The 25504-nt window shown below is 61.2% G+C and carries 24 protein-coding genes; 11 read left to right on the top strand and 13 right to left on the bottom strand.

What is annotated here, in order from left to right; all coding sequences use genetic code 11:
- Positions 1 to 106 precede the first annotated feature (106 nt).
- A complete protein-coding gene (locus AB4Z13_RS02800; protein WP_442205757.1) occupies positions 107 to 2662 on the bottom strand; it encodes a methyl-accepting chemotaxis protein in 2556 nt (851 codons plus the stop codon).
- Positions 2663 to 2971: 309 nt separating this feature from the next.
- Here AB4Z13_RS02800 and AB4Z13_RS02795 point away from each other — a divergent pair, with 309 nt between their 5' ends.
- Genes AB4Z13_RS02795 through mobB form a run of 3 tightly spaced genes read left to right on the top strand, consistent with a single transcriptional unit; the run spans position 2972 to position 5105 of the window.
- Entirely contained in the window at positions 2972 to 3880 is a 909-nt protein-coding gene (locus AB4Z13_RS02795) for a DMT family transporter (RefSeq protein ID WP_442205756.1), read from the top strand.
- 17 nt (positions 3881 to 3897) lie between these two features.
- A complete protein-coding gene (mobA, locus tag AB4Z13_RS02790) occupies positions 3898 to 4527 on the top strand; it encodes a molybdenum cofactor guanylyltransferase MobA (protein ID WP_442205755.1) in 630 nt (209 codons plus the stop codon).
- 32 nt (positions 4528 to 4559) lie between these two features.
- Positions 4560 to 5105 carry a molybdopterin-guanine dinucleotide biosynthesis protein B gene (gene mobB, locus AB4Z13_RS02785; protein WP_442205754.1) on the top strand — a complete coding sequence of 182 codons (546 nt, stop codon included), beginning with the start codon at positions 4560 to 4562 and terminating at the stop codon, positions 5103 to 5105.
- Between the two features lie 143 nt (positions 5106 to 5248).
- Here the strand turns inward: mobB and AB4Z13_RS02780 are convergent, their stop codons facing one another.
- On the bottom strand, positions 5249 to 7531 hold the full coding sequence (locus AB4Z13_RS02780; protein ID WP_442205753.1) for an OmpA family protein: 2283 nt from the start codon (positions 7529 to 7531) through the stop codon (positions 5249 to 5251).
- A gap of 338 nt (positions 7532 to 7869) precedes the next feature.
- On the opposite strand from AB4Z13_RS02780, the gene AB4Z13_RS02775 reads away from it, so the two are divergent.
- From AB4Z13_RS02775 to AB4Z13_RS02750, 6 genes are all read left to right on the top strand, one after another.
- Positions 7870 to 8643 carry a transporter substrate-binding domain-containing protein gene (locus AB4Z13_RS02775; protein WP_007819184.1) on the top strand — a complete coding sequence of 258 codons (774 nt, stop codon included), beginning with the start codon at positions 7870 to 7872 and terminating at the stop codon, positions 8641 to 8643.
- A 113-nt stretch (positions 8644 to 8756) separates the two neighbouring features.
- Positions 8757 to 9563, top strand: coding sequence for an ABC transporter permease (locus AB4Z13_RS02770; protein ID WP_113321599.1), 807 nt, complete (start codon positions 8757 to 8759; stop codon positions 9561 to 9563).
- Positions 9560 to 10390, top strand: coding sequence for an ABC transporter permease (locus tag AB4Z13_RS02765; protein ID WP_113321598.1), 831 nt, complete (start codon positions 9560 to 9562; stop codon positions 10388 to 10390). The genes AB4Z13_RS02770 and AB4Z13_RS02765 overlap by 4 nt, the downstream gene beginning before the upstream one ends.
- A 162-nt stretch (positions 10391 to 10552) precedes the next feature.
- Positions 10553 to 10819: an usg protein gene (locus tag AB4Z13_RS02760; protein WP_007816277.1), complete on the top strand. Its 267-nt coding sequence runs from the start codon at positions 10553 to 10555 to the stop codon at positions 10817 to 10819.
- 43 nt (positions 10820 to 10862) lie between these two features.
- Positions 10863 to 11684 (top strand): class I SAM-dependent methyltransferase, encoded by an 822-nt coding sequence (locus AB4Z13_RS02755; protein ID WP_310387782.1) that lies wholly within the window; start codon positions 10863 to 10865, stop codon positions 11682 to 11684.
- A 70-nt stretch (positions 11685 to 11754) separates the two neighbouring features.
- A complete protein-coding gene (locus tag AB4Z13_RS02750; RefSeq protein WP_442205752.1) occupies positions 11755 to 12438 on the top strand; it encodes a glutathione S-transferase family protein in 684 nt (227 codons plus the stop codon).
- 15 nt (positions 12439 to 12453) lie between these two features.
- Here the strand turns inward: AB4Z13_RS02750 and maiA are convergent, their stop codons facing one another.
- The 6 genes from maiA to AB4Z13_RS02720 form a co-directional block, all read right to left on the bottom strand.
- A complete protein-coding gene (gene maiA / locus AB4Z13_RS02745) occupies positions 12454 to 13104 on the bottom strand; it encodes a maleylacetoacetate isomerase (protein WP_442205751.1) in 651 nt (216 codons plus the stop codon).
- A gap of 152 nt (positions 13105 to 13256) precedes the next feature.
- On the bottom strand, positions 13257 to 14078 hold the full coding sequence (locus tag AB4Z13_RS02740; protein ID WP_442205750.1) for an ABC transporter ATP-binding protein: 822 nt from the start codon (positions 14076 to 14078) through the stop codon (positions 13257 to 13259).
- Positions 14079 to 14089: 11 nt separating this feature from the next.
- On the bottom strand, positions 14090 to 14926 hold the full coding sequence (gene ssuC / locus AB4Z13_RS02735) for an aliphatic sulfonate ABC transporter permease SsuC (protein ID WP_310387790.1): 837 nt from the start codon (positions 14924 to 14926) through the stop codon (positions 14090 to 14092).
- A gap of 91 nt (positions 14927 to 15017) precedes the next feature.
- Positions 15018 to 16193: an FMNH2-dependent alkanesulfonate monooxygenase gene (gene ssuD, locus AB4Z13_RS02730; protein ID WP_310387792.1), complete on the bottom strand. Its 1176-nt coding sequence runs from the start codon at positions 16191 to 16193 to the stop codon at positions 15018 to 15020.
- A gap of 84 nt (positions 16194 to 16277) precedes the next feature.
- Positions 16278 to 17243 carry an aliphatic sulfonate ABC transporter substrate-binding protein gene (locus AB4Z13_RS02725; RefSeq protein ID WP_442205749.1) on the bottom strand — a complete coding sequence of 322 codons (966 nt, stop codon included), beginning with the start codon at positions 17241 to 17243 and terminating at the stop codon, positions 16278 to 16280.
- Between the two features lie 326 nt (positions 17244 to 17569).
- Entirely contained in the window at positions 17570 to 18535 is a 966-nt protein-coding gene (locus AB4Z13_RS02720) for an aliphatic sulfonate ABC transporter substrate-binding protein (RefSeq protein ID WP_442205748.1), read from the bottom strand.
- Between the two features lie 264 nt (positions 18536 to 18799).
- On the opposite strand from AB4Z13_RS02720, the gene AB4Z13_RS02715 reads away from it, so the two are divergent.
- A complete protein-coding gene (locus AB4Z13_RS02715) occupies positions 18800 to 19669 on the top strand; it encodes an NAD(P)-dependent oxidoreductase (RefSeq protein WP_442205747.1) in 870 nt (289 codons plus the stop codon).
- A gap of 13 nt (positions 19670 to 19682) precedes the next feature.
- Complete coding sequence (locus AB4Z13_RS02710; RefSeq protein WP_442205746.1) at positions 19683 to 20366, top strand: DNA alkylation repair protein; 684 nt, start codon at positions 19683 to 19685, stop codon at positions 20364 to 20366.
- A 67-nt stretch (positions 20367 to 20433) separates the two neighbouring features.
- Here AB4Z13_RS02710 and AB4Z13_RS02705 read toward each other — a convergent pair whose 3' ends face one another.
- The 5 genes from AB4Z13_RS02705 to AB4Z13_RS02685 all read right to left on the bottom strand — a co-directional run bounded on the left by AB4Z13_RS02705 (position 20434) and on the right by AB4Z13_RS02685 (position 25453).
- On the bottom strand, positions 20434 to 21366 hold the full coding sequence (locus AB4Z13_RS02705; RefSeq protein ID WP_113321587.1) for a LysR substrate-binding domain-containing protein: 933 nt from the start codon (positions 21364 to 21366) through the stop codon (positions 20434 to 20436).
- A gap of 442 nt (positions 21367 to 21808) precedes the next feature.
- Positions 21809 to 22846: a porin gene (locus AB4Z13_RS02700; protein WP_442205745.1), complete on the bottom strand. Its 1038-nt coding sequence runs from the start codon at positions 22844 to 22846 to the stop codon at positions 21809 to 21811.
- Between the two features lie 861 nt (positions 22847 to 23707).
- Positions 23708 to 24196, bottom strand: coding sequence for an Lrp/AsnC family transcriptional regulator (locus AB4Z13_RS02695; protein ID WP_007816294.1), 489 nt, complete (start codon positions 24194 to 24196; stop codon positions 23708 to 23710).
- A 70-nt stretch (positions 24197 to 24266) separates the two neighbouring features.
- Positions 24267 to 24908 carry a uracil-DNA glycosylase family protein gene (locus AB4Z13_RS02690; protein WP_442205914.1) on the bottom strand — a complete coding sequence of 214 codons (642 nt, stop codon included), beginning with the start codon at positions 24906 to 24908 and terminating at the stop codon, positions 24267 to 24269.
- Positions 24908 to 25453 carry a thermonuclease family protein gene (locus AB4Z13_RS02685; RefSeq protein ID WP_442205744.1) on the bottom strand — a complete coding sequence of 182 codons (546 nt, stop codon included), beginning with the start codon at positions 25451 to 25453 and terminating at the stop codon, positions 24908 to 24910. Before AB4Z13_RS02685 ends, AB4Z13_RS02690 begins: the two co-directional genes overlap by 1 nt.
- Between the last annotated feature and the right edge of the window lie 51 nt (positions 25454 to 25504).

The raw sequence follows: 25504 nt of genomic DNA, 5'->3' as shown, positions 1-25504 counted from the left end.
TTTGTTGGACATGGTTGGAAAACGACGCAGGCGCCAAATTGTTCAAAAGAAAAACCCGCGGTTGGAAAACCGCGGGCCCTTTCCGATCTCAAGCCGATGCATTGACTTATGCAGCACGGCCCGTCCAGCGACCCTCGGCGCGGCCATATCCATGCACCTCGCCTTCGTCACCGGTGCGGAAGCGGTTGACCTTGTCCGAGAGCATGTCGACGCGCTGGCGCAGGCCCTGGATTTCGGCGTTGTTCTCTTCCACCATCGCCGCATTCTGCTGGGTGATGAGCTCCACGTCATGCACCGCCTTGCTGACCTCGTGGAGGCCTGTCGACTGTTCGCCTGTCGCAGCCGAAATCTCGGCGACGAGGCGCTGCACGCCGCCGACATGGGCGATGATTTCGGCGAGCGCCTGGCCGGTTTCCTCGACAAGCTCTACGCCGCTCTGCACCTGGCCGGAACTCGCCGAGATCAGTTCCTTGATCTCGCGGGCGGCCTTGGCGCAGCGCTGGGCAAGTTCACGCACCTCCTGCGCCACGACTGCAAAGCCGCGACCCGCCTCGCCTGCACGTGCTGCTTCGACGCCCGCATTCAGCGCCAGGAGGTTGGTCTGGAAGGCGATCTCGTCGATCACGCCGATGATGGTGGCGATCTTTTCGGACGACCGGTTGATTTCGCCCATCGCATCGACGGCCTTGGCGACGACTTCGCCGGAACGGGTCGCGAAAACCTGTGTCTCGTTGACGGATTGCGCCGTCTGCTTGGCGCGGTCGGCGGTGGAGCGCACGACATCGCTCAGGTGCCGCAGCGCCCGCGAGCTCTCCTCGAGTGCGGCCGCCTGCTGTTCGGTGCGGCGCGCAAGATCATCGGCCGAGGACGCGAGGTTGCCCGTGCCGCCCTTGATCTCGACGGTGGCGCCGCGCACATCGGCCAACGTCTGGCGGAGTGCCTCGACGGCATGATTGTAGGTATCCGCCATATCGACGAAATCGCTGGCGAGATCGCGACGCATGCCGATTTCCAGATTGCCTTGTGCCAGCTGCTGCAGCACGTCGGAGAGCGCATTCAGCGCCTGCTTCTGTTCGGCCTCGATGCGAGCGCGCTCGGCGGCGCGGCGGCTCGCCTCGTCGGCTGAGAGCGCCCGCGCGCTTTCGGCCTCCTTCTCGAGCCGGACGTTTTCGACAGCCGCATCACGGAAGACAGCGACCGAGCGAACCATGTCGCCAATCTCGTCGCCGCGGTTACGGCCTTCGATGGCAACTTCGAGATCGCCATTAGCAAGCCGGGTCATCACGTCTGAAACGCGCTTCAGCGGGCCGCGCAGGGTTTCGACCAGAATCAGCCCGCCGATGATCGCCAGCAGCGTCCCGAGGATCATCGCAAAGACAGAAACATTGGCCGAACGCTCGCTGTCTTCCTTGCCGAGTTCCTGCGCCTGGCTGACGAACTGGCGAAGCGAGGCCATGGCGCCGGAGAGGATTTCGGATGACTGCTGGCGCGCCGCCTTCCAATCCGCCGCCGCCTTCAGCATGTCGGCGGAACCGGAGGTGAGCGAAGCGGCAGCCGGAGCAACCTTGTCCGCGAAAGCCTTCGTGACGGCATCATTGGCGCCGAGTTCGGAGATCTTCTTGGCGGTTTCGGTGAGCGCCTTGAGATCTGCGAGTACCACGTCCCGTGCGGCGCCATCACGTGTGCTCAGCATCTGGCTGACATGCACCTGCAACCGGTCGGCGTTGTCGCGCACCTGGTCGACCGAGGTCAAAAGCTCGCGCTGTTCGGCAATGCTCTTGTCGAGGCTGACGAAGCGGGCAGACGCAGTGTCGCTGTTCTTGGCCGACTGCAGCGTCATCTGCCCCTCGGTATTGACGAAGCCGGTCAGTAGCGGCGCCATGCCGGAGGCTTTCTCATCCGGTGTGCCGCTGCCCTTCAGGAGCGCGTCGAGCTTGCCGGCTGTCTCGGCCACCTGCCCGATCAACTGCTGGCCATCCTTGGAGACCATGGCCTTGGCGATATCGAGCTGCTTCAGGATCTCGGCAATATGCTGCTGGGCGGCCTCGATCTGCTCCTCGGGCGTAAAGCCCATCTGGATGTCGACGCGCATCGCGCCCATGATATCGGTCAGCGACTTGAAGGCGGCAGAATTGTAGAGCAGCGCCTTGGCGAAGACTTCCTTGTCGGTGAAATCCTCGCGCACGAGATCGGTCTGGCCACCGGCTTCCTCTGCGGCAGCCGAAATCGCCTGCACCGTCCTTGTAATGGCTGCAACGCTCGCATCTTCCGTCTGGCGCAGGCCCCACAGCGTCTCCTGCTGTCTGCGCATGGCTGACGCCAGGCCGCTGACTTCGGTCAGCTGGCTGCGCTGGTCGCCGGTCTTCAGCAAGCCGTTCAGGCGCACGACGCCACTTTCCTGCGCATCGATCGCCTTGCCGAAACCGGCTTTGCTCGCATCCGACGGATCGGAGAGGAACTCCTGGAGTGCCGCCTGCAGGTTCTCGAAATCGGAGATATTTTCGATCGTCGCACGCGTCACCGTCATGTGGCCGTTCAGGATATTGGCCGTGTGGTAACCGAGGATGCCGACACCGGCGATCAGCACGACGAGCGGGATGACGAACAGCAGGACCTTGGTGACGATACGACGGCTTTGCAGAAGTCGGTCGATGAAGTGCATTGAGGCGCGCCTTGAAACTGATGGTACCGTCCACTCCGCAATCATTCCGGATGGTTCGGCGGCCTCCTCCATCATGAAGGTGGTCGCATATTTCGCTGAATCGGTTGATACAACCTTAATCCGCAACCGGAAGATTTGGGAATTATCCTTATATTTCTAATATTTGCCGCAACTGCACAAGGATTTGCCTTCCCTAACGTTAGGTTGCGCTGCGCTGCAGCATCGAATTATTGCAGGTGTGGCATTCCTCCGATTCCCTTGCTGTCGGTTCCCTTCTAAAAGAGCTTGTAAGGTAAGGGAATCTCCAGCATGCCGCGATCACGCAATACCGAAGGCGCCATCTATATGAGCATGGCGATGGCGGGCTTTTCCTCAAGCGACGCACTCTCCAAATCGGTCATTTCCCACATGAATGCCGGCGAGATCATGTTCCTGCGTGGCCTCTTCACCAGCATCCTCGTCTATCTGATCGCCTGGAAGCTGGGCGCATTGAGGCCCTGGCGGGTCATGCTCAAACCCGTCATCGCTCTGCGCATTGCCTGTGAGATCATCGCCGCCGTCACCTACATTACCGCTCTCGGCATGATGCCGATCGCCAATGCCTCGGCGATCCTGCAGTCTCTGCCGCTCGTCGTCACCTTCGGCGCGGCACTCTTCTTCAAGGAGCCGGTCGGCTGGCGGCGCTGGATGGCGATCCTTGTCGGCCTCATCGGCGTGATGATCATCATCCGCCCCGGTCCGGAAGGCTTTACCGCCGCCGCCCTCCTCTGCGTCGGCAGCGTCGCCTCCACCGCAGGGCGCGATCTCGCCACCCGCAGCATCAGCAAGGATATTCCCTCGCTGATGATCACGACGGTCACGGCGGTCTCGGTCGCAATCTTCGGCGCGCTTATGATCCCCTTCCTCGGCGGCTGGGAACCGGTCAGCGTTACCTCGCTCACGCATCTGTTGCTTGCCTCCGTGCTGGTGCTCGTCGGCTACCAGTCGGTCATCCTCGCCATGCGTACCGGCGAGATCTCCTTCGTCGCGCCCTTCCGCTATACGAGCCTGATCTTCTCCTCCCTGCTCGGTTTCTTCTTCTTTGCCGAAGTGCCTGATTCCTGGACGCTGGTGGGCGCTGCCATCGTTATCGCCTCCGGCCTCTATACGTTCTATCGTGAGGCCAAGCGCCACGTGCCGCCGGTCGCGCAGGAATCGGCGCCCCGCTCGCCCGTGTGATAGTCCGAGGTATCGCCATGACTGACTTCGTGCTCGACCAATCGACCATTCCCGGCGTCGTGCTGGCCGGCGGCCGCTCATCGCGCATGGGCCGCGACAAGGCGGGCGTTACGCTTGGCGGCCGCAGCCTGCTCTCCCATGTTCTGGCCCGCCTCTCGCCGCAGACGGCACAGATCGCCGTCAATGCCGATGCGGCCGACGGACACGACCTGCCCGTTGTTTCCGACCGTATTCCCGGCAAGGCGGGGCCGATGGCCGGCATTCATGCGGCCATGGTTTATGGCGCCGGCCTGCCTTCAACCCATGTCGTCACCGTCTCCGTCGATTGTCCCTTCCTTCCGGCCGATCTTGTTAGCCGGCTTGCGGGCGCGGTAAGCCATCCCGAACAGATCGCCATTGCTGCCTCGGAAGGCCGCAGCCATCCGGTCTTCGGCCTTTGGCCGACGGCGCTCGCCGGGGATCTGGAAGAATGGGTCAGGATCGACGAGAAGCGCCGTGTTCGCGACTTCCTCTTGCGTCATGACGTTACGGAAGTCTCCTTCCCGCTGCATCCGACCCGCGCCAGCGTTCTCGATCCCTTCTTTAACATCAACACGCCGGATGATTTAATGGAGGCCGAACGCTGGCTGAAGGCCCTTCGCACGTGAAAGAAGATGGGCACATGAAAGAAGATGGGCGGATGACACAGAAGATCTTCGGGATCGCCGGTTGGAAGAATTCCGGCAAGACAGGCCTTGCGGTGCGTCTCGTCGAGGAATTCACCCGCCGCGGTTATCGCATCTCCACCATCAAACACGCCCACCACGATTTCGACATCGACAAGGTCGGCGCCGACAGCTACCGCCACCGCCAGGCCGGCGCCCATGAGGTGACGATCGTCTCGGGCACCCGCTACGCCATCATGCACGAGTTGCGCGGCGCCCCGGAGCCGAGCTTCGAGGAGATATTGGCGCGGCTTGCGCCTTGCGACCTGGTGCTGATCGAGGGCTACAAGCGCGAGCCGATCCCGAAGATCGAGGCGCGGCGGCTGGAGGCTGCAAGACGCGATCCGCTGGCGCCCGAGGATCCGCATATCGTGGCGATTGCGGCGGATCACGAGGTCGAGGACGCTGCGGGGCTCGCCGTGTTTGATCTCAATGATACGATCGCGATTGCGGATTTTGTTGCGCACACGGTTGATCTTGGGGCTCCTCCGTCTCCCCAACCGGCGCGAGCGAACGTCTGAGCGGATAGCGAAGACCGCATTTGTTTTACCTGCGACCCCTCATCCGACCCTTCGGGCCACCTGCTCCCATCATCGCCATCACAAAATAAAAAGGGCGAGGCCCTCACGGACCCCGCCCTCCTCATAAAATTCCAGTTACTCGCTTACCTGTTCTGTGCCACCGGCCGCACGAGCGGCGTCACACGGCGAATGGTCACGCGCCGGTTCTCCTGGTTCGGTCCTACTGTATTCACCTTCAGATAGCGCTCGCCATAACCCTGAGTCGCAAGGTTCTCCGGCGGGATCCCATAGACATCCGTCAGTACGTTGGCGACCGATTCCGCGCGCTGGTCAGACAGAATCAGGTTGCTCTGGTCAGAACCCACCGCATCCGTGTGGCCTTCGATCAGGAAGGTCTCGCTCTTGTTCTTATCGAGCACTTCGTTGATCGCATCGGCCACCTTGCGCAGCGTGCGGGCCTGGGTCATCGGGATTTCCGCACTGCCGGTCGCAAAGGTCACCGTATCCAGGTCGATGCGGCGCACCTTGTCGCGGATACGGGCGGAATATTTCACCTCGTTCAGCGAATAGACGCGTTCGACCGGTTCGACGGGCGGCTCGCTCAGGAACTCGTAATAGTCACGGTCCGGATCGGTGCTGGTATCGATGATATAGTCGTTTAGCGGCACGCGCAGGCGCATCGGCGGCAGGTCGGCACCCGCATCCTCGAAGTAATCGCGGTCCGGATCCTCATAGAGCTCTGGCGAGTAATACAGCACCTCTTCCCGGCCGCGGGCATCGACGCGCGAGCGCTGGATGATGTCGCCGTACCGGTTGCGGATCGTCACGATGCGATAGCCCTCCGGCCGCATGATCGTCTCGCGGTAGCGGTCGCCCGAAAGCTCCTCATAGCTCGGCCGTTCGCCGTCACGCAGGAACCGGCGGTCGTCATCGCTGCGCACCACGGTACGGTCGCCGAACTGGATGATGATACGGCTGTCGTCCGTGCGCTCGCCGTAGTTTGCTCCTTCCGGCCGGTCGAACTGCGGGCGGCGGTCCATGCGGCGGCCCTGCTCGCGGGTCACGGCTTCCATCTCGACCGGCGCGCGCTGCTGGCCGCGGCTCAGCGACTGGGCCTCGGCATCCGAGGTCGGTAGCTTGAAATCCTGGCTGTCGGCGCGCTGGCGGTCGCGGTCGCGGCGACCCTGCCGGCCCTGGCTGCGATCGGCATCCTTGTCGCTGTCGAGAACGGCGGCACCATTCTCAACCGGCAGGACGATGGTCTCGCTGCTCTTGGCCGGGTCCTGGGCGATCTGCTTGCGGCGCTCCAGCTCCTGCGGGGTGACCTTTTCAGGCGCCGGAATGGCCTGTTCGGCCTGCTGCGGCGCACCGGCTGCCGGCTGTTCGCCAGGCTGCGGCACGATGGCGGCAGGCTGTTCAGGCTGCTGGCCGGGTACGGGCTGGACAGCCTGCTGACCATTGGCGGGCTGTTCGCCAGCGGTAGGCTTTTCAGCGGTTGCCGGCTTTTCAGCGGTTGCCGGCTTTTCAGCGGTTGCCGGCGTTTCAGTTGCAGCGGGCTTTTCGGCTGTCGCAGGCTTTTCCGCCGGGACGGGCTTCTCGCCTGTCGGCTGTTCGGCCGTTGCGGGCTTTCCGGCTGGGACGGGTGCCTCACCAGAAGGTGCTGCCTGCTGCTCGGTTGTCGCGGGACGCTTGCCGCCGGCTGGCCGCTTGCCGCCCTGCTGCTCCGCCGGCTGCTCTGTCGTTTCCGTCTTCTGGCGCTGCGGGCGCTGGCGCGGTTTTTCAGCAGGCTGATTCGCCTCGCCGGCGGCCGGAGCTTCGACAGCGGGCTGCTGCGAGTCAGGAGCGGCCTGCTCGGCATTCTGCTTGCGATCGCGCTGGCGCTTCGGCTGCTCTGCCGGGGGCTGTTCCGCCTGCGGCTGCTGAGCTTGCGGCTCGGCCTGCTGTTCCGGCTGTGCCTGCTTCTGGCGGCGCGGCCGCTGCGGTTCCTCGGCGGCAGGAGCCTGCTGGTCGGGTGTTGCCTGTTCGGGCTGGGCTTCGCGCTGGCGGCGTGGACGTGCGGGCTCCTCGGCCGCGGGTGCCTGGGCTTGCGGCTCTGCCTGCGGTTCGGGCTCGCGCTGGCGCTTGGGCTTCTGTTCCGGTTCCGGAGCGCTTTCGGCGGGCGCCTCGCGCTTCTGCGGCTTCTCGGCGGGCGCCTCCTGCTGCTGTTGCTGCTCTTCTGCCTGCTTCTTCTTTTTCAGGAGCTCCTCTTCGGAAGGTGCGTCCTGCGCCACCTCGTAGCTGCCCCCAACGACGGTATTGGCAACAGTGCCGACAGCGCCATGCTGAACCCCGCCGACTGCGGCGTAAGCGCCTACCGGCGGCACTACGAAGGCAAGGGAAAGCAGCGGAAAGGCCGCGCTCGCAAACAGTCTGGATTTCATGCCCATATGGGGTTTCCTCGTCCTTGTTTTGACTTCGACCGGGGCTCACTGCCCCGCAATCACGGCTTTTTGTGCACCAGGCGAAACTCAAAGCGCTAAAGTGCCGATTTGTTCCGGAAGCTAGGAAGGCACGCATTAACCTCGCCTGAACGTGGCGGTCGGTCCCCGTTCATGTCGGCTCGCACGCTGGCTGCCGGTTGCAGCGCACAATTGCGGCGGGATTCCTGTTGCAATTTTGTGAGAAAAGGTTTGATTATCGCCGCAAGACGGTGGTGGCACCGTCGAAGTGTGCGGCCTCCGGCGAACAACAAAAAGGCCCGGAGCCACCAACAGAGAGGATCCTCATGCGCATTTCCACCAAGCTCCTTGCTGCTGCCTCGATGGCGGCAATGTCTCTCTTCGCCGGCGCGGCGCTTGCCGACGGCGAAAAATATGTGATCGGCACGGACTCGACCTATCCGCCTTTCGAATTCGTCGACGCCAGTGGCACCATTCAGGGCTTCGACATCGATGTCGCCAAGGCACTCTGCGCCCAAATGAAGGCCGAATGCTCCTTCGTGTCCACTGACTGGGACGGCATCATCCCGGCTCTGAACGCCAAGAAGTTCGACATGATCGTCTCTTCCATGTCGATCACGCCTGAGCGCCTCAAGCTCGTCGACTTCTCCAACAAGTACTACAACACCCCGCCGGCAATCGCCGTGCCGAAGGACTCCACGATCACCGATGTTGCCGGCCTCAAGGGCAAGGTGATCGGCGCGCAGACCTCCACGACCCATGCCAACTACGCCGAGAAGCATCTCGCCGACACCGAACTGAAGCTCTACCCGACGGCCGACGAGTACAAGCTCGACGTCTCCAGCGGCCGCGTTGATGCCGTCATCGACGACGTCGTCGTTCTCTCCGAATGGGTCAAGTCCGATGCCGGCTCCTGCTGCAAGATCCTGACGACTCTGCCGGTCGACAAGGAAATCAACGGCAACGGTGCAGGCATCGCCATCCGCAAGGGCGATCCGCTGAAGGAAAAGCTGAACACCGCGATCGCCGCGATCCGCGCCAGCGGTGAGTACAAGAAGATCCAGGAAAAGTACTTCGATTTCGACGTTTACGGCGAATGATAAATTCGCTATCTGGCCGATGAAGATGATGGCGGAAGGCTTGCTCTTCCGCCATTTTTGTTTGACAAAGGTGGCAATATCAAAACGGCAAAAGCCGTGAGGGGAATTCTGGCATGGGCGGATTATTTTCCGCGCTTGGCTCCTTCTGGAGCCTGATTGTGCACATCGTCGATCCACTGTGCGGGCCCGTTGGCATCTTCACCTGGTTAGCGCCGTCGACGATTCTTGCCTGTGGCGATACCGGCTGGGGCGACGAGATCGCACTCGGCCTGCAGGTCACCGTTTCGGTGGCGGTCGTCACCTTGCCGATCGGTCTCGTCATCGGTTTTCTGGTCGCGCTCGGCCAGCAATCGGAAGAAAAGTCGCTGCGGCTGGCGGCCGGCGTCTACACCACGATCTTCCGCGGCCTGCCGGAGCTTCTGACGCTCTTCATCATCTATTACGGCATGCAGATCCTCATCCAGTATCTGCTGGATCTCGCCGGCTATAATGGCCCGCCGGTCGAAATCAACGCCTTCTTTGCTGGCGTCATCGCGCTGTCGGTCGTCTTTTCCGCCTATTGCTCGGAAGTGCTGCTCTCGGCCTTCCGCGCCATTCCCAAGGGGCAGTATGAAGCGGGAGACGCGCTCGGCCTGCATCGCGGCCGCACGCTGCGCCTCATCGTCTTGCCGCAGCTCGTTCGCATCGCCCTGCCCGGCCTCACGAATCTCTGGATGGTGCTGCTGAAGGACACGTCCTATGTGTCGATCATCAGCCTTGCCGATATCCTGCGCCAGACGAGTGTCGCCGTGCGCGTGACCAAGGAGCCCTTCTTCTTCTATGGCCTGGCCTGCTGTCTCTATCTGGCGCTGGCCATCCTTTCCTCCTTCCTGCTCGTCTATGTCGACCGCTGGGCCAAGCGCTCGGAGGTCCGTCGATGAGCTACGCTGAAACATTGATCCCCCCGCAGCCGGCACCCCGCGCCGTGGCAAAGCCGATGACGGCCTCACGCCTCGCCGGCAATATATTCGTGGCCTTCTGGGCGCTGCTTGCCGCACTCCTGATCTACACCGTCATCAATGGCTGGGATCCGGAGAAGTTCACCCGCTACGGGCCGCGTTATCTGCACGGCCTGTGGATGACGCTCAGCATTGTGGGCATTTCGGTCGTCTGCGGCGCCGTGCTGTCTCTGCCGCTCGCCATGGCGCGCATGTCAAAAAATCGCGTGCTGAACTGGCTCGCCTACGGCTACATCTATTTCTTCCGCGGCACGCCGCTGCTTGCCCAGCTATTCCTGGTCTATTACGGCCTCGGTGCGTTCCGGCCGCAGCTGGAAGCGGTCGGTCTCTGGTGGTTCTTCCGCGATGCCTGGTTTTGCGGCGTCTTCGCCATGACCATCAATACCGCGGCCTATCAGGCGGAAATCCTGCGCGGCGCCATTGAAAGCGTGCCATATGGCCAGCGCGAGGCGGCCGATGCACTCGGCATCCACCGCATCATCGCTTTCCGCAAGATCATCCTGCCGCAGGCCTTCATCGTGGCGCTGCGCCCCTATGGCAACGAGATCATCCTGCTGATCAAGGGCTCGGCGGTCGTTGCCATCATCACTGTGCTCGACCTGATGGGCGAAACGCGTTATGCCTTCTCGCGTACCTTCGACTACCAGACCTATCTGTGGGCGGCGATCTTCTATCTCACGATCGTGGAAGCCTTGCGCCACCTCTGGGGCTGGATCGAGCGCCGCCTGACGCGCCACTTGAAGCGCTGAAGAGACTTGGCAGCACTCTCCTATTGCTGCTGCCAAGTTATTGAAATCAAAAACAAATAGCGCTTTTATGCGATATCTGTCAAGCTTCCGTTAACCACGGCATGATCTCATATCATGCAGCGCTAATAAACGCAGAGTGGGAACAAGAAGAAGTGAGACAATATGCACAAGGACATGGAAAAGCAGCTTAAGGGTTACGGGCTGACGACGGCCCAGATCCTCTACCGCATGCCGGATCATCCGGCCTTTCTTCAGACCTATATCTGGCAGGACTACGACCTCGCACCGGACTTTCCGGAAATGCATGGTTTCCTGAAGTTCTGGCAGGAGAAACTGGATGGGCCGCTGCATTCGGTGCGTTACATTCACCGCAGGCTCATTTCGGCAACGGAGTGGCGCTCCCTTAAGGGCGAATTCATATTGCACTGAAATTGCAGTTGCGATGGTAAGCTGTGGGCTCTAAAACGCCCGCATGAACAAAAAGAAGATCGACGAAGAGGCTCTCGCGGAAGCCTATAACCGCGCTCTTGCGCTTGAAAAAGCCGGTGACATCGATGCGGCCGTGGAAGCCTATCAGGAAGTCCTGGCCATCGACCCCGACGATCACGGCGGTGCGGCTGTGCGTATTGCCTCCATGGGCCGCGGCGAAACGCCTGTTCGAGCGCCGGACGCCTATGTCGAAACTCTCTTCGATCAGCATGCCGAAGTCTTCGAGGATGTGCTGGTGGAACAGCTCGGCTACCATGTGCCGATGCTCGTGCGCCAGCGCCTGCAGGACCTGAAGCTCGGCCCTTTCAAGCGCATGCTTGATCTTGGTTGCGGCACGGGCCTGACCGGCAGCGCGCTGAATGACCTCTGCGAGGAGATGATCGGCATCGATATCTCCGAGAATATGGTCGTCATCGCCGATGAGAAGGAAGTCTATGAGACGCTCTTCGTTGCCGAGGTCGAGGATTTCCTCGACGACAATGAAGAGGATCCTTTCGATCTGATCACCGCGACTGACGTGCTGCCCTATCTCGGCGCGCTGGAGCCGTTGTTCTTCGGCGCTGCAGAGAACATGAATGCCGGCGGCATCTTCATCTTCTCCTCGGAAACCCTGCCCGAAAGGCTGGCAGACGGTCGCGCCTATATGGTCGGCCCGCACCAGCGCTTCATCCACACCGAGACCTATATCCGCGAGCGCCTGGCCGCCACAGGCTTCGAGCTCATCGAGATGATGGAGATCAACGTGCGCATGCAGGAGGGGCGGCCGAGCCCCGGCCATCTGGTGACGGCGCGTTATAACGGCTGAACGTGCCATCTGGCATTTTACGGGCGCCTTGCTAATTTCTTGACCTGATCTCTTCAGGAAAGGTCAATGCATGGCGCTCGTTCTCTACCAGCATCCGCTTGCCTCCTTCTGCCACAAGGTGCTGATCGCTCTCTACGAAAATGGGACGCCCTTCGAAAACCGCTTCGTCGATCTCGCCGACGAGCAATCGAGCGCCGACCTTCTGCGTTTCTGGCCCGTCGGCAAGATCCCCATCCTGCGCGACGAGACGCGCGACAGCACGATTCCCGAAACCAGCATCATCATCGAATATCTGGACCGGCACTATCCCGGCCCTGTTTCACTCGTGCCGGAGGAAACCAATGCCGGCCTGCAGATCCGCCTCTGGGACCGCTTCTTCGATCTCTATGTGCAGGTGCCGATGCAGAAGATCGTCATAGACCGGATACGCCCGGAAGGCTCGGCCGATCCGCACGGCGTCAATGAAGCGCGCGCCATGCTGTCTCTCGCCTATGACATGGTGGAAAAGCAGATCGACGGCAAAGCCTGGATCACCGGCGACGCCTTCACCATGGCCGACTGCGCCGCGGCACCCGCCCTCTTCTACGCCCGCACGCTGGTGCCCTTCACCGAGAAGCGCCCGGGCATCGAAGCCTATTACCGCCGTCTGCTGGAGCGCCCCTCCTTCGCCCGCGGACTGAAAGAGGCGCTGCCCTATTTCAAGTTCTACCCCTACAAGGAAAACCTGCCGGACGAGTTCCGGCCGCAGGAATAGCGGGCGCCCGCCTTGCTAATGAGCGTTCGAGTAGCCGGCCTGCCGAGAAGGATGGGCCTGCGCAAATTCCGGAAGGTCGAAACAGCGCGTCCCGAGAGCCGCCAGGGAAGGAAAGGCCGATAGGTCGATCTTGTTGAGATCGGCCATGACGATCTGGCCGGCGATGCAGATATCGGCAATGCCGGGGGCCTCTCCGAGCGCAAACGGTGCCGGCGGGCGCCGGGTGAGCAGGCGCTCGTAGGTCGCAAGTCCCTCCGTCGTCCAATGCCGGCACCATGTCTCGATCGCGGATGCAACTGCGCCGAATGCCTGGCCGAGATGTTTGCGCACGCGCGGCACGATCAGCGGATGGGCATCGGCGACGGCGACCAGCGCCAGCGACCGAGCATAGGCTTTCTCCCTGGCATCCTCGGGCATCAAGCGCGGCTGCGGATGGATATCGTCGAGATATTCCATGATCGCCAGCGATTGAAAGACGCGATGGCCATCGTGAACCAGGGTGGGCACGACATGTTCGGCGTTCACTTCGGCATAAGCAGCATCGAACTGACGCCCGGAGAGAATATCGATTTCGATTTCCTCGAAAGGCAGTTTCTTCAGGGCAAGCGCGACGCGGACACGAAAAGCCGCGTTTGAGCGCCAGAAGCCGTAGAGTTGAATGGTCATGGGAGTGATCCGCTCTGATTGAATGCCAGGTATCGCGATGATGCGAACCTGCTCTTATCTAGCGGATGATCCGCCCTCGCGCCATCGCAGCGACGCAATGTCACTTGCCGGCATTCAGGTGGCTGCCTTCCGGAAGGCGACGAATGGCGAGCCTAATGCCCGCCATCGCTACCGAGGATCGCCGACAGCAGCCGCCCTTCGAGCTCCGCCAACGCCGGATTGCCGTGGCGGCGCGGGTGCGGATAGGGAATGGCGAGATCAAGCGCGATGCGGCCCTCTTCCAGTACGATCACCCGGTCGGCGAGATGCACGGCTTCGCTGACATCATGGGTGACGAGAACAGTGGTGCATCCGAGTTCGCGCCAGACGCGGTTCAGCAATTGCTGCATGCTGATGCGAGTGAGCGCATCCAGCGCGCCGAGCGGTTCATCGAGCGCCAGAATGCCCGGCTTGCTGACGAGCGCGCGGGCGAGCGCCACACGCTGACGCTGGCCGCCGGAGAGGCGTGCCGGCCATTCGCCTGCCTTTTCGGCAAGCTGCACTTCATCAAGCACAGCCCGGGCTTCCTCACGCGCACGCTTCTTCTCGACGCCTTCGCCGAGACCGACGACGACATTGTCGGCGACGCTGAGCCAGGGCAAGAGGCGCGGTTCCTGGAAGACAATGCGAGCATTCGGATGCGTCTCGCTGCCATCAGCACCTTCGAAGTGTAGATCGCCCGACGTAGGTTCATCGAGGCCCATCAGGATGCGCAGCAGCGTGCTCTTGCCACAGCCGCTCTTGCCGATAACGGCGACGAACTGGCCGGCCGGAATATGCAGATTGATGCCGCGCAGCACCCGGTTGGCGCCAAAGCTCTTTTCGAGACCGGAAAGTGTGATGGCAGCAGCGCCTTCACCGGCGGCAACCGGCTGGTTCTCGGAGAATTCTACAGCTTCGGCGGCATGAAAACGTTCGTGCGTGACAACGGTCATGGCTTCAACTCCTACTTGGCGTAAGCCGGGTTCCACTTGAGCGTCTGACGCTCCAGCGCGCGGGCGACGACATCGGCGAGCTTGCCGAGCACGGCATAGATGACGAGCGCCAGCACCACGACATCGGTCATCATGAATTCGCGGGCATTGTTGGCCATGTGGCCGATGCCCGAGGATGCGGCAATCGATTCCGAGACGATCAGCGTCAGCCACATGATGCCGAGCGCATAACGCAGCCCGACGAAGATCGACGGCAGCGCGCCGGGGAAGATCACCTTGCGGAACAGCGTCCAGCCGCTCATGCCATAGACCTTGCCCATCTCGATCAGGTCGCGATCGACATTGCGCACGCCATGATAGGTGTTGAGATAGACGGGAAAGAGCACGCCGAGCGAGGTGAGGAACAGCTTCGATTCCTCACCGATGCCGAACCAGAGGATGACGAGCGGGATCATCGCCAGATGCGGAATGGTGCGTAGCATCTGCAGCGTCGTATCCGTCAGCTGCTCCGAGAGTTTCGACACGCCATTGGCAATGCCGAGCAGGAAGCCGATCGAGCCGCCGACCAGAAGGCCGGCAAAGGCCCGCGCCGCGCTGACCATAACGTCCTCAGGCAATTGCCCCGAGATCGTCGTCGTCCAGAAGGCAGAGGCGACATCGGCCGGAGACGGCATGATGCGCGAGGAAATCCAGCCGACAGAACAGCCAAGCTGCCAGAGTGCGACGATCGCAACCGGCACCAGATAGGGCAGCAGCTTGTCGCGGCCGGGCAGCGGCAGGCGGAAACCCGCCCTACCCTTGCGCGTCTCGGCGGCAGCCCGCGCAAACGGCGTATCGAAAGTCGACATGGATATCTTCCTCGCGCTTCGGTTCTGAACAATTCCGGCAAAGCTGTGCGGGGCTTCGTGTCCGGAACTGCGTTGGGAAAAGCGGCCCCTATCAGGAGCCGGAAACAACCTTCAGGTTGCCGCCATGGCTACCGCCGGCAAAAACCTTCTTGCGGCCGAACTCGTTGTTGAAGCTCAGGCGCTGTTCGTCCCTGCTGATGCCGAGTTCCGGGAAAAGCAGTTCGGCGACGCGATAGGCCTCTTCCAGGTGCGGATAGCCGGAGCCGATGACCGTATCGATGCCAACGTCCTGATATTCCCTGAGACGAGCAGCCACTGTCTTCGGCGAGCCGACGAGCGCAGTACCCGCACCGGCGCGCACCAGGCCGATACCGGCCCAGAGGTTCGGTGACACTTCAAGCTTGTCGCGGCGGCCGCCATGGAGGGCTGCCATGCGCTTCTGGCCGACGGAGTCGGATTCCTTGACGAAACGCTCCTGCGCTTCGGCGATCGTCTCGTCATCGAGATGGCGGATCAGGCGGTCAGCGGCTTCCCATGCCTCTTCGTCCGTCTCGCGAACGATGAAGTGCAGGCGGATGCCGAAGGAGACGTCGCGGCCCTTGCCGGCAGCGGCAGCGCGCACCTTCTGAACCTTTTCGGCAACCTGTGCCGGCGGTTCACCCCAGGTCAGATACTTGTCGACGCGGCCGACGGCGAAATCGATGCCGGCATCCGAAGAACCGCCGAAATAGAGCGGCGGGCGCGGCGACTGCACCGAGGGGAAGCCGAGGCGGGCATCGGTCGCCTTGATGTACTTGCCGTCATAGCTGGCGACACCCTTTTCGAGCAGTTCTTCGAAGACATGAAAGAACTCGTCGGCATGGGCGTAGCGCTCGTCGTGCTCCAGATGGATGCCGTCGCCGGCAAGCTCGGCGGGGCTGCCGCCAACGACGATATTGAGCAGCAGGCGGCCGTTGGAGATGCGGTCGAGCGTGGTGGCAAGGCGGGCATAATAGGCGGGTGACGCAGTACCCGGGCGGATCGCCACCAGGAACTGCAGCTTCTCGGTCCGCGCTGCCAGCGCCGAGGCCATGACGAAGGATTCCTCGCAGGCGACACCGGTCGGCAAGAGCACGCCGGAATAGCCGAGACGGTCGACCGCCTGTGCGATTTGCGTCAGGTAGCCGATCTCCGGTGCGCGGTTGAGATCGGTGGAACCGAGATAGGTGCCGTCACCTGAAGTCGGGATGAACCAGAGGAAATTGATCGGGTCGGATGAAGCGGTCATGAGCGCATTCCTTTCTTATAACTGTCTGAAATCGGCGGTGCGGCCGTTAGCTCGCCCGGCGGCTGTCAGCTCGCCCGGCGGCCGTTAGCTCGCCTTCGGGTGCCAGACGATATCGCTGACCTTGAGCTGCTTCGGCACGATCTTGAGCTTGTAGAAATCATCGGCGAGCGCCTGCTGATAGGTGAGCGTGGCATCCGGCACGAGAGAGATCTTGCCGAGGTCGGCCTGGCTGCGGGTGAGCGTCACGCGGGTGATATCGGCGGGTACGCCGGTGATCTGGGCCAGCGCCTTCACCGTGTCGTCAAGATTGGCCTGGGCGGCCGCGCCGACCTTGGCGAGCTCGTCGATCACATCGACGATTACTTCGGGATTGGCGCCGGTAAAGGTACCGTTGCCGAGGAAATAGCCCCAGTTGTCGAGCAGGCCTTCGGAGGTCGTCAGCACCCGCGTCTGCGGATCGGCTTCGGCCACCGCAAAGAACGGGTCCCAGATCGCCCAGGCATCGATGCTGCCGGTCTTGAAGGCCGCTCCCGCATCCGGCGGCGGCAGATCGACTTCGGTAATATCGGTAAGCGAAAGCCCGGCCTTGGCGAGCACCTTGAGCGCAAAATTATGAGCGCTGGAGCCACGCTTATAGGCAATTTTCTTACCCTTCAGATCCTCGAGTTTCTGGATCGGCGAATCCTTCTGGACGAGAAGCCCATGGAAGGCGGCAGGTCCCCGATAGGCTCCGACATAGAGAAGATCGCCACCGGCCGCCTGAGCAAAGAGCGGCGGCACATCGCCGGAGACGCCGAAATCCAGTGCGCCGGCGCCGACGGCCTCGAGCAGTGGCGGGCCTGACGTGAACTCATTCCACTCGACGCTGACGCCCTTGGCCTCAAGCCGCTTTTCCAGCGCGCCCGAGGCCTTGGCGAGTGGCAGCACGCCGAACTTCTGCCAGCCGATGCGAAGCGTCGTGGCCGCAGCCTTTGCGGAGCGAACCTGCGGCAGGATGGTGGCGGCGGCCGCAGCGCCGAAAAGGCCGAGCGTCTGTCTGCGAGTGAACATGAAATCTCTTCTCCGTTCTGGTGGCTTTCGGCCGTTCCCTGCTGCGAACCAATGTCGCGAACCCGTCGCGCCTGATTATGCGGAGATACTGACATAGACGACCAATTAGATCGACAATATCAATTTGCTATTCTAACTCGGTCAGGAGAATAATTTTCCCCGGTTCCGCGGCATGGGTACGCTCCCATGCCGCGGTCGCAGGACCCTGCCCCAGCGCCCACCCCAAACCGCAGGAGAGATCCTCCGTCCCGCGGCTATCAGATCGCCCGGGTGCTGACGAAGTCAGCTACCTCGGCGGCTGCCTTGGCCAGCTCGCCCGGCGGCTATCAGCTCGCCTTCGGGCGCCAGACGATATCGCCGGTGGTCAGCTTCTTCGGCACGATACCGAGATTGTAGAACTCGTCGGCCAGCGCCTGCTGATAGGCCGCTGCCGCATCGCTCACCGTCGTCACGCTGCCGAGATCGGCGCCGGGGCGCTGCAGCGTCACCCGCGTCACTTCGGCGGGAACACCTGTTATTTCCGAAAGCTCCTTGACCGTCGCATCGAGATTGTCCTGCGCCGAGCGGCCGACCTTGGCGAGCTCGTCCAGCACGTTGACGATGACCGTGCCGTTCTCGTCGGTGAAATCCTTGTTGGCGAGGAAGAAGCTGTAGGAATCGACGATACCTTCCGCCGTCGTCAGGATGCGCGTATCGGGATCGGCTTCAGCGATGGCGAGATAGGGATCCCAGATCGACCAGGCATCTATGCTGCCATTCTTGAAGGCAGCTGCCGCATCCGGCGGCGCGAGATCGATCTGCTGCACATCTTGCGGCGCCAGCCCCGCCTTACGCAAGGCTTTGACCGTTACGTTATGAGCGCTTGAACCGCGCTTGAAGGCAACCTTCCTGCCCTTTAGGTCTTCCAGCGTCTTGATCGGCGAATCCTTGCGAACGAGGATGGCCGAGCCCGCCGGGCTGCCGCGATAGATGCCGACATAATAGAGCGCACCGCCTGCCGCCTGCGCAAAGAGCGGCGGCACGTCACCCGTCGCGCCAAAATCGAGTGCGCCGGCGCCGAGCGCTTCGAGCAGCGGCGGACCGGAGGTGAATTCCGACCAGCTCACAGTAATCCCCTGATCGGCAAGCCGCTTTTCCAAGGCGCCGCGACGTTTGGCGAGTGCCAGCACGCCGTTCTTCTGCCAGCCGATGCGAAATTCCGTTGCTGCGGCACGGGCCGGCTTGACGGACGGCAGAATGGCCGTGGCGGCTGCGGCTCCGAAAAGCCCGAGCGTCTGTCGACGTGTGATCATCTCTATCCCCTTTTTCTGGCAGGCCTGCCTCTGCTGCGCTAGCCTGCCTGTTTCGATGGAGTGATGATGATTTAGTCTATAAAATATATCGACAAAGAAATTTATCATATTCGCGATATCTGAAACTTTCCCGACCCCGTTTTGTCAGGCTCGGAGAAATTTTGTTCCAAGGTAGGCCTTCTAACCCGTCCTCCTGGCTTTCCGCCGCCCCCCGTTTCCGCTAATTCTCGAAACCAGTTTGCAAGCGGTCATGGAGAACAGCATATGGCGAAAGTCGCTTTCATCGGTCTCGGCGTCATGGGTTTCCCGATGGCGGGACATCTGAAGACAAAGGGCGGCCACGATGTCACCGTCTATAACCGCACGGCCGAAAAAGCCGCCGCCTGGGCGGAAAAGTTCTCGGGCAAGTCCGCCCCTACCCCTGCGGAAGCCGCCGACGGCTGCGATTTCGTCTTCGTCTGCGTCGGCAATGACGACGATCTCCGCCAGGTGACTACAGGTGAAAACGGCGTGCTGAAGACCATGAAGCGCGGCGCGGTGCTGATCGACAACACCACGGCCAGCGCCGAAGTCGCCCGCGAACTCTATGAAGCCGCCAAGGCAAAGGGCGTCGATTTCATCGACGCTCCCGTCTCCGGCGGTCAGGCGGGTGCTGAGAATGGCGTGCTGACCGTCATGTGCGGCGGCGACGAGGCCGTCTTCGAAAAGGCAAAACCTGTTATCGACGCCTATGCCCGCATGGTCGGCCTGATGGGGCCGGCCGGCTCCGGCCAACTCACCAAGATGATGAACCAGATCTGCATCGCCGGTATCGTCCAGGGCCTTGCCGAAGCCCTGCATTTCGGCAAGCGCGCCGGTCTTGATATCGAGAAGGTAGTCGATGTCATCTCCAAGGGTGCCGCCGGCTCCTGGCAGATGGAAAACCGTCACAAGACCATGAACCAGGGCAAATACGATTTCGGCTTTGCCGTCGACTGGATGCGCAAGGATCTCGGCATTGTGCTGACCGAAGCTCGCAACAATGGCGCCAAGCTGCCGCTGACGGCCCTCGTCGACCAGTTCTACGGCGATGTCCAGGCCCTCGGCGGTAACAGGTGGGATACGTCTTCTCTGCTCGCGCGCCTCGAAAAATGACCAAGCCCCATCAATGATCTCCCCATCTTCGAGTGCAGCAGAACTGATCGCGCATCTTCAGACGCTGCGCTCTGAAGACAATATCGCCGGCATGGCGCGTTTCGGCATCGTTACCGAGACGGCCATCGGCATTTCCAATCCTGATCTGCAGAGGATCGCCCGGCTCGCAAAGAAGGATCACACCAGAGCGAAAGCGCTCTGGGCAAGCGGCATCCGCGAAGCGCGTTTGCTGGCGCTCTACACATCAGAGCCGAAAAGTCTGACGGAAGCCGAGGCCCGCACACTTGCCGCCGACTTCAACTCCTGGGAAGTCGTCGATTGCGCCGCCGACCTCTTCGTCGAGGCTGGTCTCGACGCGCTGATTCCGGACTTTGCCGCCGACGAGCGTGAATTCGTCAGGCGAACCGCCTTCGCCATGATCGCCGGTGCGGCCGTACACCGGAAGAAGGAACCGGATGAAAGCCTGCTTGCCTACCTGCCGCTGATCGAAGCGCATTCCACCGATAACAGAAACTTCGTCCGCAAGGCTGCCAACTGGGCACTCCGCAACATCGGCAAGCGCAACCGCGCCTGCCATGGTCAGGCGCTCGACCTCGCCGAACGCCTCGCCGCAAGCATGGACAAGACGGCTCGATGGATCGGCAAGGATGCGGTCCGGGAACTGACGAGCGAAAAGCTGTTGGCTCGGCTCGGCTAAAGCGCCCGGAGCAATTTCAGCAAAATTGTGCCGCGGTTTCGCGATAACACCTGCATGGAACAGAGCTTTACTGTGCTGCGATCGCAGCCCCTGTCGTAACGATCTGATGCTGCTTGGATTTCTCGACGAGGAAATCGATCAGCGCCCGCACCGCCGGCGGCATGCCCTTGGTTGTCGTGAAGACCAGATAGAACTGGCTCTCCACCGTCTGCCACTCCGGCAGCACGCGAACCAGCCGGCCGGACTGGAGATCCGACGCGCAGGCATTTTCCAGGATGAGACCGTAGCCCACACCTGCCCGAGCAGCATCGAGGATAGCCGTCATGCTGCGGCAGGTGAGCCGCGGTTGATGGCGTACGACCTTCTTCTCGCCATCAGGCCCAACCAGCTCCCAGGTGTGGAAGGACATCCAGGTGGTCATGGCAAGCGTCGGCGCATTGCCGAGGTCGTCAACGCCGCCGAGTTCGCCCATGCGCTCGACGAGCGAGGGGCTGGCGACCAGGATGCGCCGTGCCCGGTCGAGCTTGCGCATCATCAGGCTCGTCTGTGTTTCCGGCTCGCTCGCCGCGCGGACTTCGACGTCGATGCGCTCGTTGATGAGGTCCGTGCGCCGGTCGGAGCCGATGATCTGCAGCTTGATCTTGGGGTAGCGCTCCAGGAATTCCGGCAGCACGGCTCCGAGCGAAATATCGATCAGGCCGAGCGGGCAGCCCATGCGCACGATCCCTTGCGGATCGGACTGGGCCTCCGTGACGATCGACTTCGCACGATCGGCCTCTCTCAGAATCGTCTGGCATTGCTCATAGAAAGCCTGCCCGATCTCCGTCACCCGGAAGTGACGTGTGGAGCGCTCGATCAGCCTGGCGCCGAGGCAATCCTCCAGACGGCTGACCCGCCTGCTCAACTTGGAGCGGGGTATTTTCAATGTTCGACTTGCGGATGCAAAACCACCGCTGGAGACGACGGCAGCAAAATAGAAGTAGTCGTTAAGATCGTCCATTATCGAAACCTACCCGAGAGTAGTAGTGAATGCCAGCCTCTGAAATGCTTATAGCGCCTCACCTGTCACGTTACAGTCACATTATTGGCATCGATTCCCGAGGAATAGAACCTGTCCAGACGCGTAGTTCATCGGATGAATTTTTTCAACCAAAAGGTGCATATCGCGCAACAAAATAGAGCGCGATTGATCAAGGGCAGCGAATACACTGATAGTTTTTAAATGTGCTCGACGTCGGGAAAAATCCGGAGGAAAGCCTTCCGGCAAGGTGAAACCGGTAAGCGTGGCGGCGCTCCTGGCTTCATGACCGCTTTCAACTGCAAAGGACTGGCCCAGCAGGGAAAACCGGACCAGTCCCTCGTTACTGATCGGAGGTCATTCTGATCAGAAACTCGTGGGTTAGGAGACCCCCGGCGCTAAGCCGGGGGTTCCGTCGTTCAGATTAGAACGAGCGCTGCAGACGGAAGTAACCGGTGGTTACGTCGTCGCCATCTTCCGGATCCAGGTACTGGACGGAAGCCTTGGCGTAGAAGTTGTCGACGATCTGGTAGTCGACCGTCAGACCGGCCTTCCAAGCATCGCCGAGACCGTCGAAGTCATCCGGAACAGCCTTGCTGCCGCCGAAGTAGTTGCCGTAGTACTGAACACCAGGAGTGATCTTCAGCTTGTCCGTTGCCTTGATGGCGTATTCGGCAGCAACTGCCCATTCAGCAGACGAGTAGTAGGAGTTCGGGCCGCTGGAGTAGACAGCAGCGAGGCCGAGCGTGCCCGGACCAATTTCAGCCGTACCCATTGCGCGGATTGCGCCGTCTTCGTTGTCGAAGTCCCAGCCGCCAGTAACCTGGTAGCTGAAGGCGCCAGCCGTGCCGCCGATGCCGAAGGCAACGCCGACATTGTTCGGAGCTTCGTCAGCCTTGAAGACGCCGTCTTCCAGTTCGTCAACGCTGAGGCCAGCGTAGAAGGTGCCGGTTTCGTACTGATAACGGATCGAGTTATGCAGCGTTACGACAGAACCGATATCGTCCGTTTCGCCGGAGAGACCATCGTCCCACCAGGAGTAGAAGAGACCAGCGCGGAAGCCCGCGACGTCGAGGTAAGCGGAGTCAAGGATCGTTTCCTGGCTGGATGCGTTGTCAGCATTGGCCTGGAGAACGATAACGCCGGTGAGCGGACCGTATTCGGTGTCGCTCTTGGCCGTGAACTGAACCTGACCACGGGTTACAGCATCCCAGCTCGAGTCGTTGGTGGAGCTGTCGCCGCCAGCGTTCGGGCCAACGTTAACCTGGAAACGAATGTAGCCTTCGATCTTCAGGCAGGTTTCCGTGCCCGGGATGTAGAAGTAGCCGGTGCCGTAAGCGTCGCAGACGCGAACGTACTCAACCGGCTCCGGCTCGGCAGCAACGATTGCGTCTGCTGCGAGTACCGGGGTCGATGCAGCAAATGCTGCTGCCGACGCAAGCAATACCATCTTGATGTTCATTGTAGAATTCCACTCCTTTGTCGATCGGGGCTTTACCCTGTCTCCGAAGATCCAAAGCCGACCCGTTTGAACAGCCTCACGGCGTGCGGATCGATCGAACCGCCAAACGTTCATCCCACAGACATCTGAGTGTAGCAATTCGTGAAGGGCGCCAAGCCACAGCCTGAGCATGCTTTCCGCACCAAGCGTGGTTTTTATACAACAATTTCAAGTGGATAAATAGTTAACGCACAAATGCCGCCGCGGTAACCAGTGGCTACCGCAAGCGGCTGAAATGCTCCTCCCAAGGCACCGCAAAAATGGAGCAGAGCTCGACGTTTTCGCGAAGCAACCGAACTGTAGCGCCGGCTAAGGACTATATAAAGATGGGAGATTAGGACATAGTGTCCTGAAATCGAACCTAATGGTGCAGATAGCGACCATTAATCGATTTGAGGCCTACTTTTTGTTGCAGAAACAACCATAGGCATGCGTTTTGGCGTCGTTTAAACGTTTCGCCAGCAGCAAAAAATCGTGCACAGCGAGATATCGCGCTGCACGGACATTATAAAAGTGTTCCAGATACCCCCGGACCACCCTTCTGAATCGGCACCCGTGCCTCCCAACGCCTGGGCCAATTCATGGCTTGCGTGGCTTCGCATAGTTCCATGACAGGAAGATTACAATTTGGAAAGGTTTCGCGCCGCCGTCAAGTGGCTGGTGTTCGACGAACACCCTCAGAAGTCACAGATGAACTCCTGATTCTCCCCACCCAGCTTGCCTGAGCAGTCTCCAGAGGAGCTTCTGCTTCCTCACCGGCGGGCGCGATTCGTTCGCGCCTGCCTTAAATCGTATGCGCTGTCTTGAAAGCGCCTGCCCGACTCAGTCCTCGTTGGACTTGGCGTTTTCGAGAAGCATGTAGTCGAGCGGCAGCTGCGTCGAATACTTGATCTGCTCCATCGCGAAGGCAGATGAGACGTCGCGAATCTCGATCTTGGCGATCATCCGCTTGTAGAAGGCGTCATAGGCGGCGATATCGGGCACGACGACGCGCAGCAGATAGTCCACATCGCCGCTCATGCGGTAGAATTCGACCACTTCGGGGAATTCCGCCACGACTTCGGAGAAGCGGCGCAGCCATTCGATCGAATGGGTCGCAGTGCGGATCGACACGAAGACCGTAACTTTGGTGTTGACCTTTTCCGGATCGAGGATCGCCACTCGGCGCTTGATGACGCCGTCTTCCTCCATCTTCTGGATACGCCGCCAGCATGGCGTCGTCGAAAGCCCGACCTTTTTGGCGAGGTCGGCAACGGCGAGCGTCGAATCTTCCTGGAGCAGGCGCAGTATCTTTCGGTCGAGGCGATCCATGCGAAACTAAGTCCTTTTCGAATTATTTTCTTTGTATAGCGCGATTCCGGCCGACGAAAAGAATTTTGTTTCAGAAGGCAAGCATTTTGATTCGCCGGCGCAGCTCGGGAAGCAGTTCTTCTTCGAACCACCGGTGCCGCTTGATCCAGCCGGTATTGCGCCAACTCGGATGCGGCAACGGAAGAATCAAGGGCTTGCCCGGCACGGCGAGGCTGTCATGCCATGCCCGCACCGTCTCGGTCATGTTCTCGCGCCTCATGGCTCCCATATGCCAGGCCTGCGCATAACCACCGACAGCAAGCACCAGCTCGATCTGTGGCATGGCCGAAAGCACGCGATCCCGCCAGATCGGCGCGCATTCACGCCGCGGCGGCAGATCGCTGCCCTTGGCATCATAGCCCGGAAAGCAGAAGCTCATCGGCACGATCGCGAATCGATCCCGGTCGTAAAAGGTCGGCCGGTCCACCTGCAGCCACTGCCGCAGCCGGTCGCCGGAGGCATCGTCGAATGGCAGACCGCTTTCATGCACGCGCAGCCCCGGCGCCTGGCCCGCGATCAGCACACGGGCGTGCGATGAGAGCACGGCAACCGGCCGCGGCTCGTGCGGCAGCCGGTCCTCGATGCCTCGCAAGGGCGCATCGCGACAGATCCGGCAGGCGGCAATCTCGGCCCGCAGCCCGTCCAGTCGGTCCTCGCTCAACGCACTATTCATTACCATCCCGTCCATCCGCCGATTAGCCGCCTCAGGCCGGAGCTTTCATGCCGGGCCTGATCCCTGACATCGCGCGGCATTTCGAAATGGCCGGCCCAGAGCCCTAGCTTTTGCGCCCTCGCCTGCCCTTCCTCCTGCTGATAGCCGCCGTAGGAAACCGCCATCCCGGAAGCCACCATGCGCGCATTAATATTGCCGGCACTATTTCGGCAAGTGACCAGCAGTCGGTCGTAGCGATCGCGCTCGTTTCCGCCGCATTGCGTAGCGTTGTCCGAAACCAGCTGCTGCAGCGCCTGTTGCGCCTGCCTGCCGCAGGCCCAGCCCTGCTCCAGCCGCTCGCAAGTCTGCGACAGTTCCGGTGCATCGATACCCTTCAGCCGCATGCGCTCGCCATTGAGAACGAGACTATCGCCATCGGCGGCGTGAAAAGAGCCCTGGTGCTGGATGTCGGGCCTGTCATTCAGCTTGGCAGCAATTAATGCAACGAGAGCAAGAAAAGCGAGGGCGGTTGCACCGTCTCGGGTCAACACCAGAAGCCGTGCCACGCTTTTGCCTCCTTGCAAAACAAACCCTTGGCAAAGATGGCAAACATCTTC

Source organism: Rhizobium sp. YAF28, assembly GCF_052113285.1.
Classification (GTDB): domain Bacteria; phylum Pseudomonadota; class Alphaproteobacteria; order Rhizobiales; family Rhizobiaceae; genus Rhizobium.
This window is presented reverse-complemented; position numbering and strand designations above follow the sequence as displayed.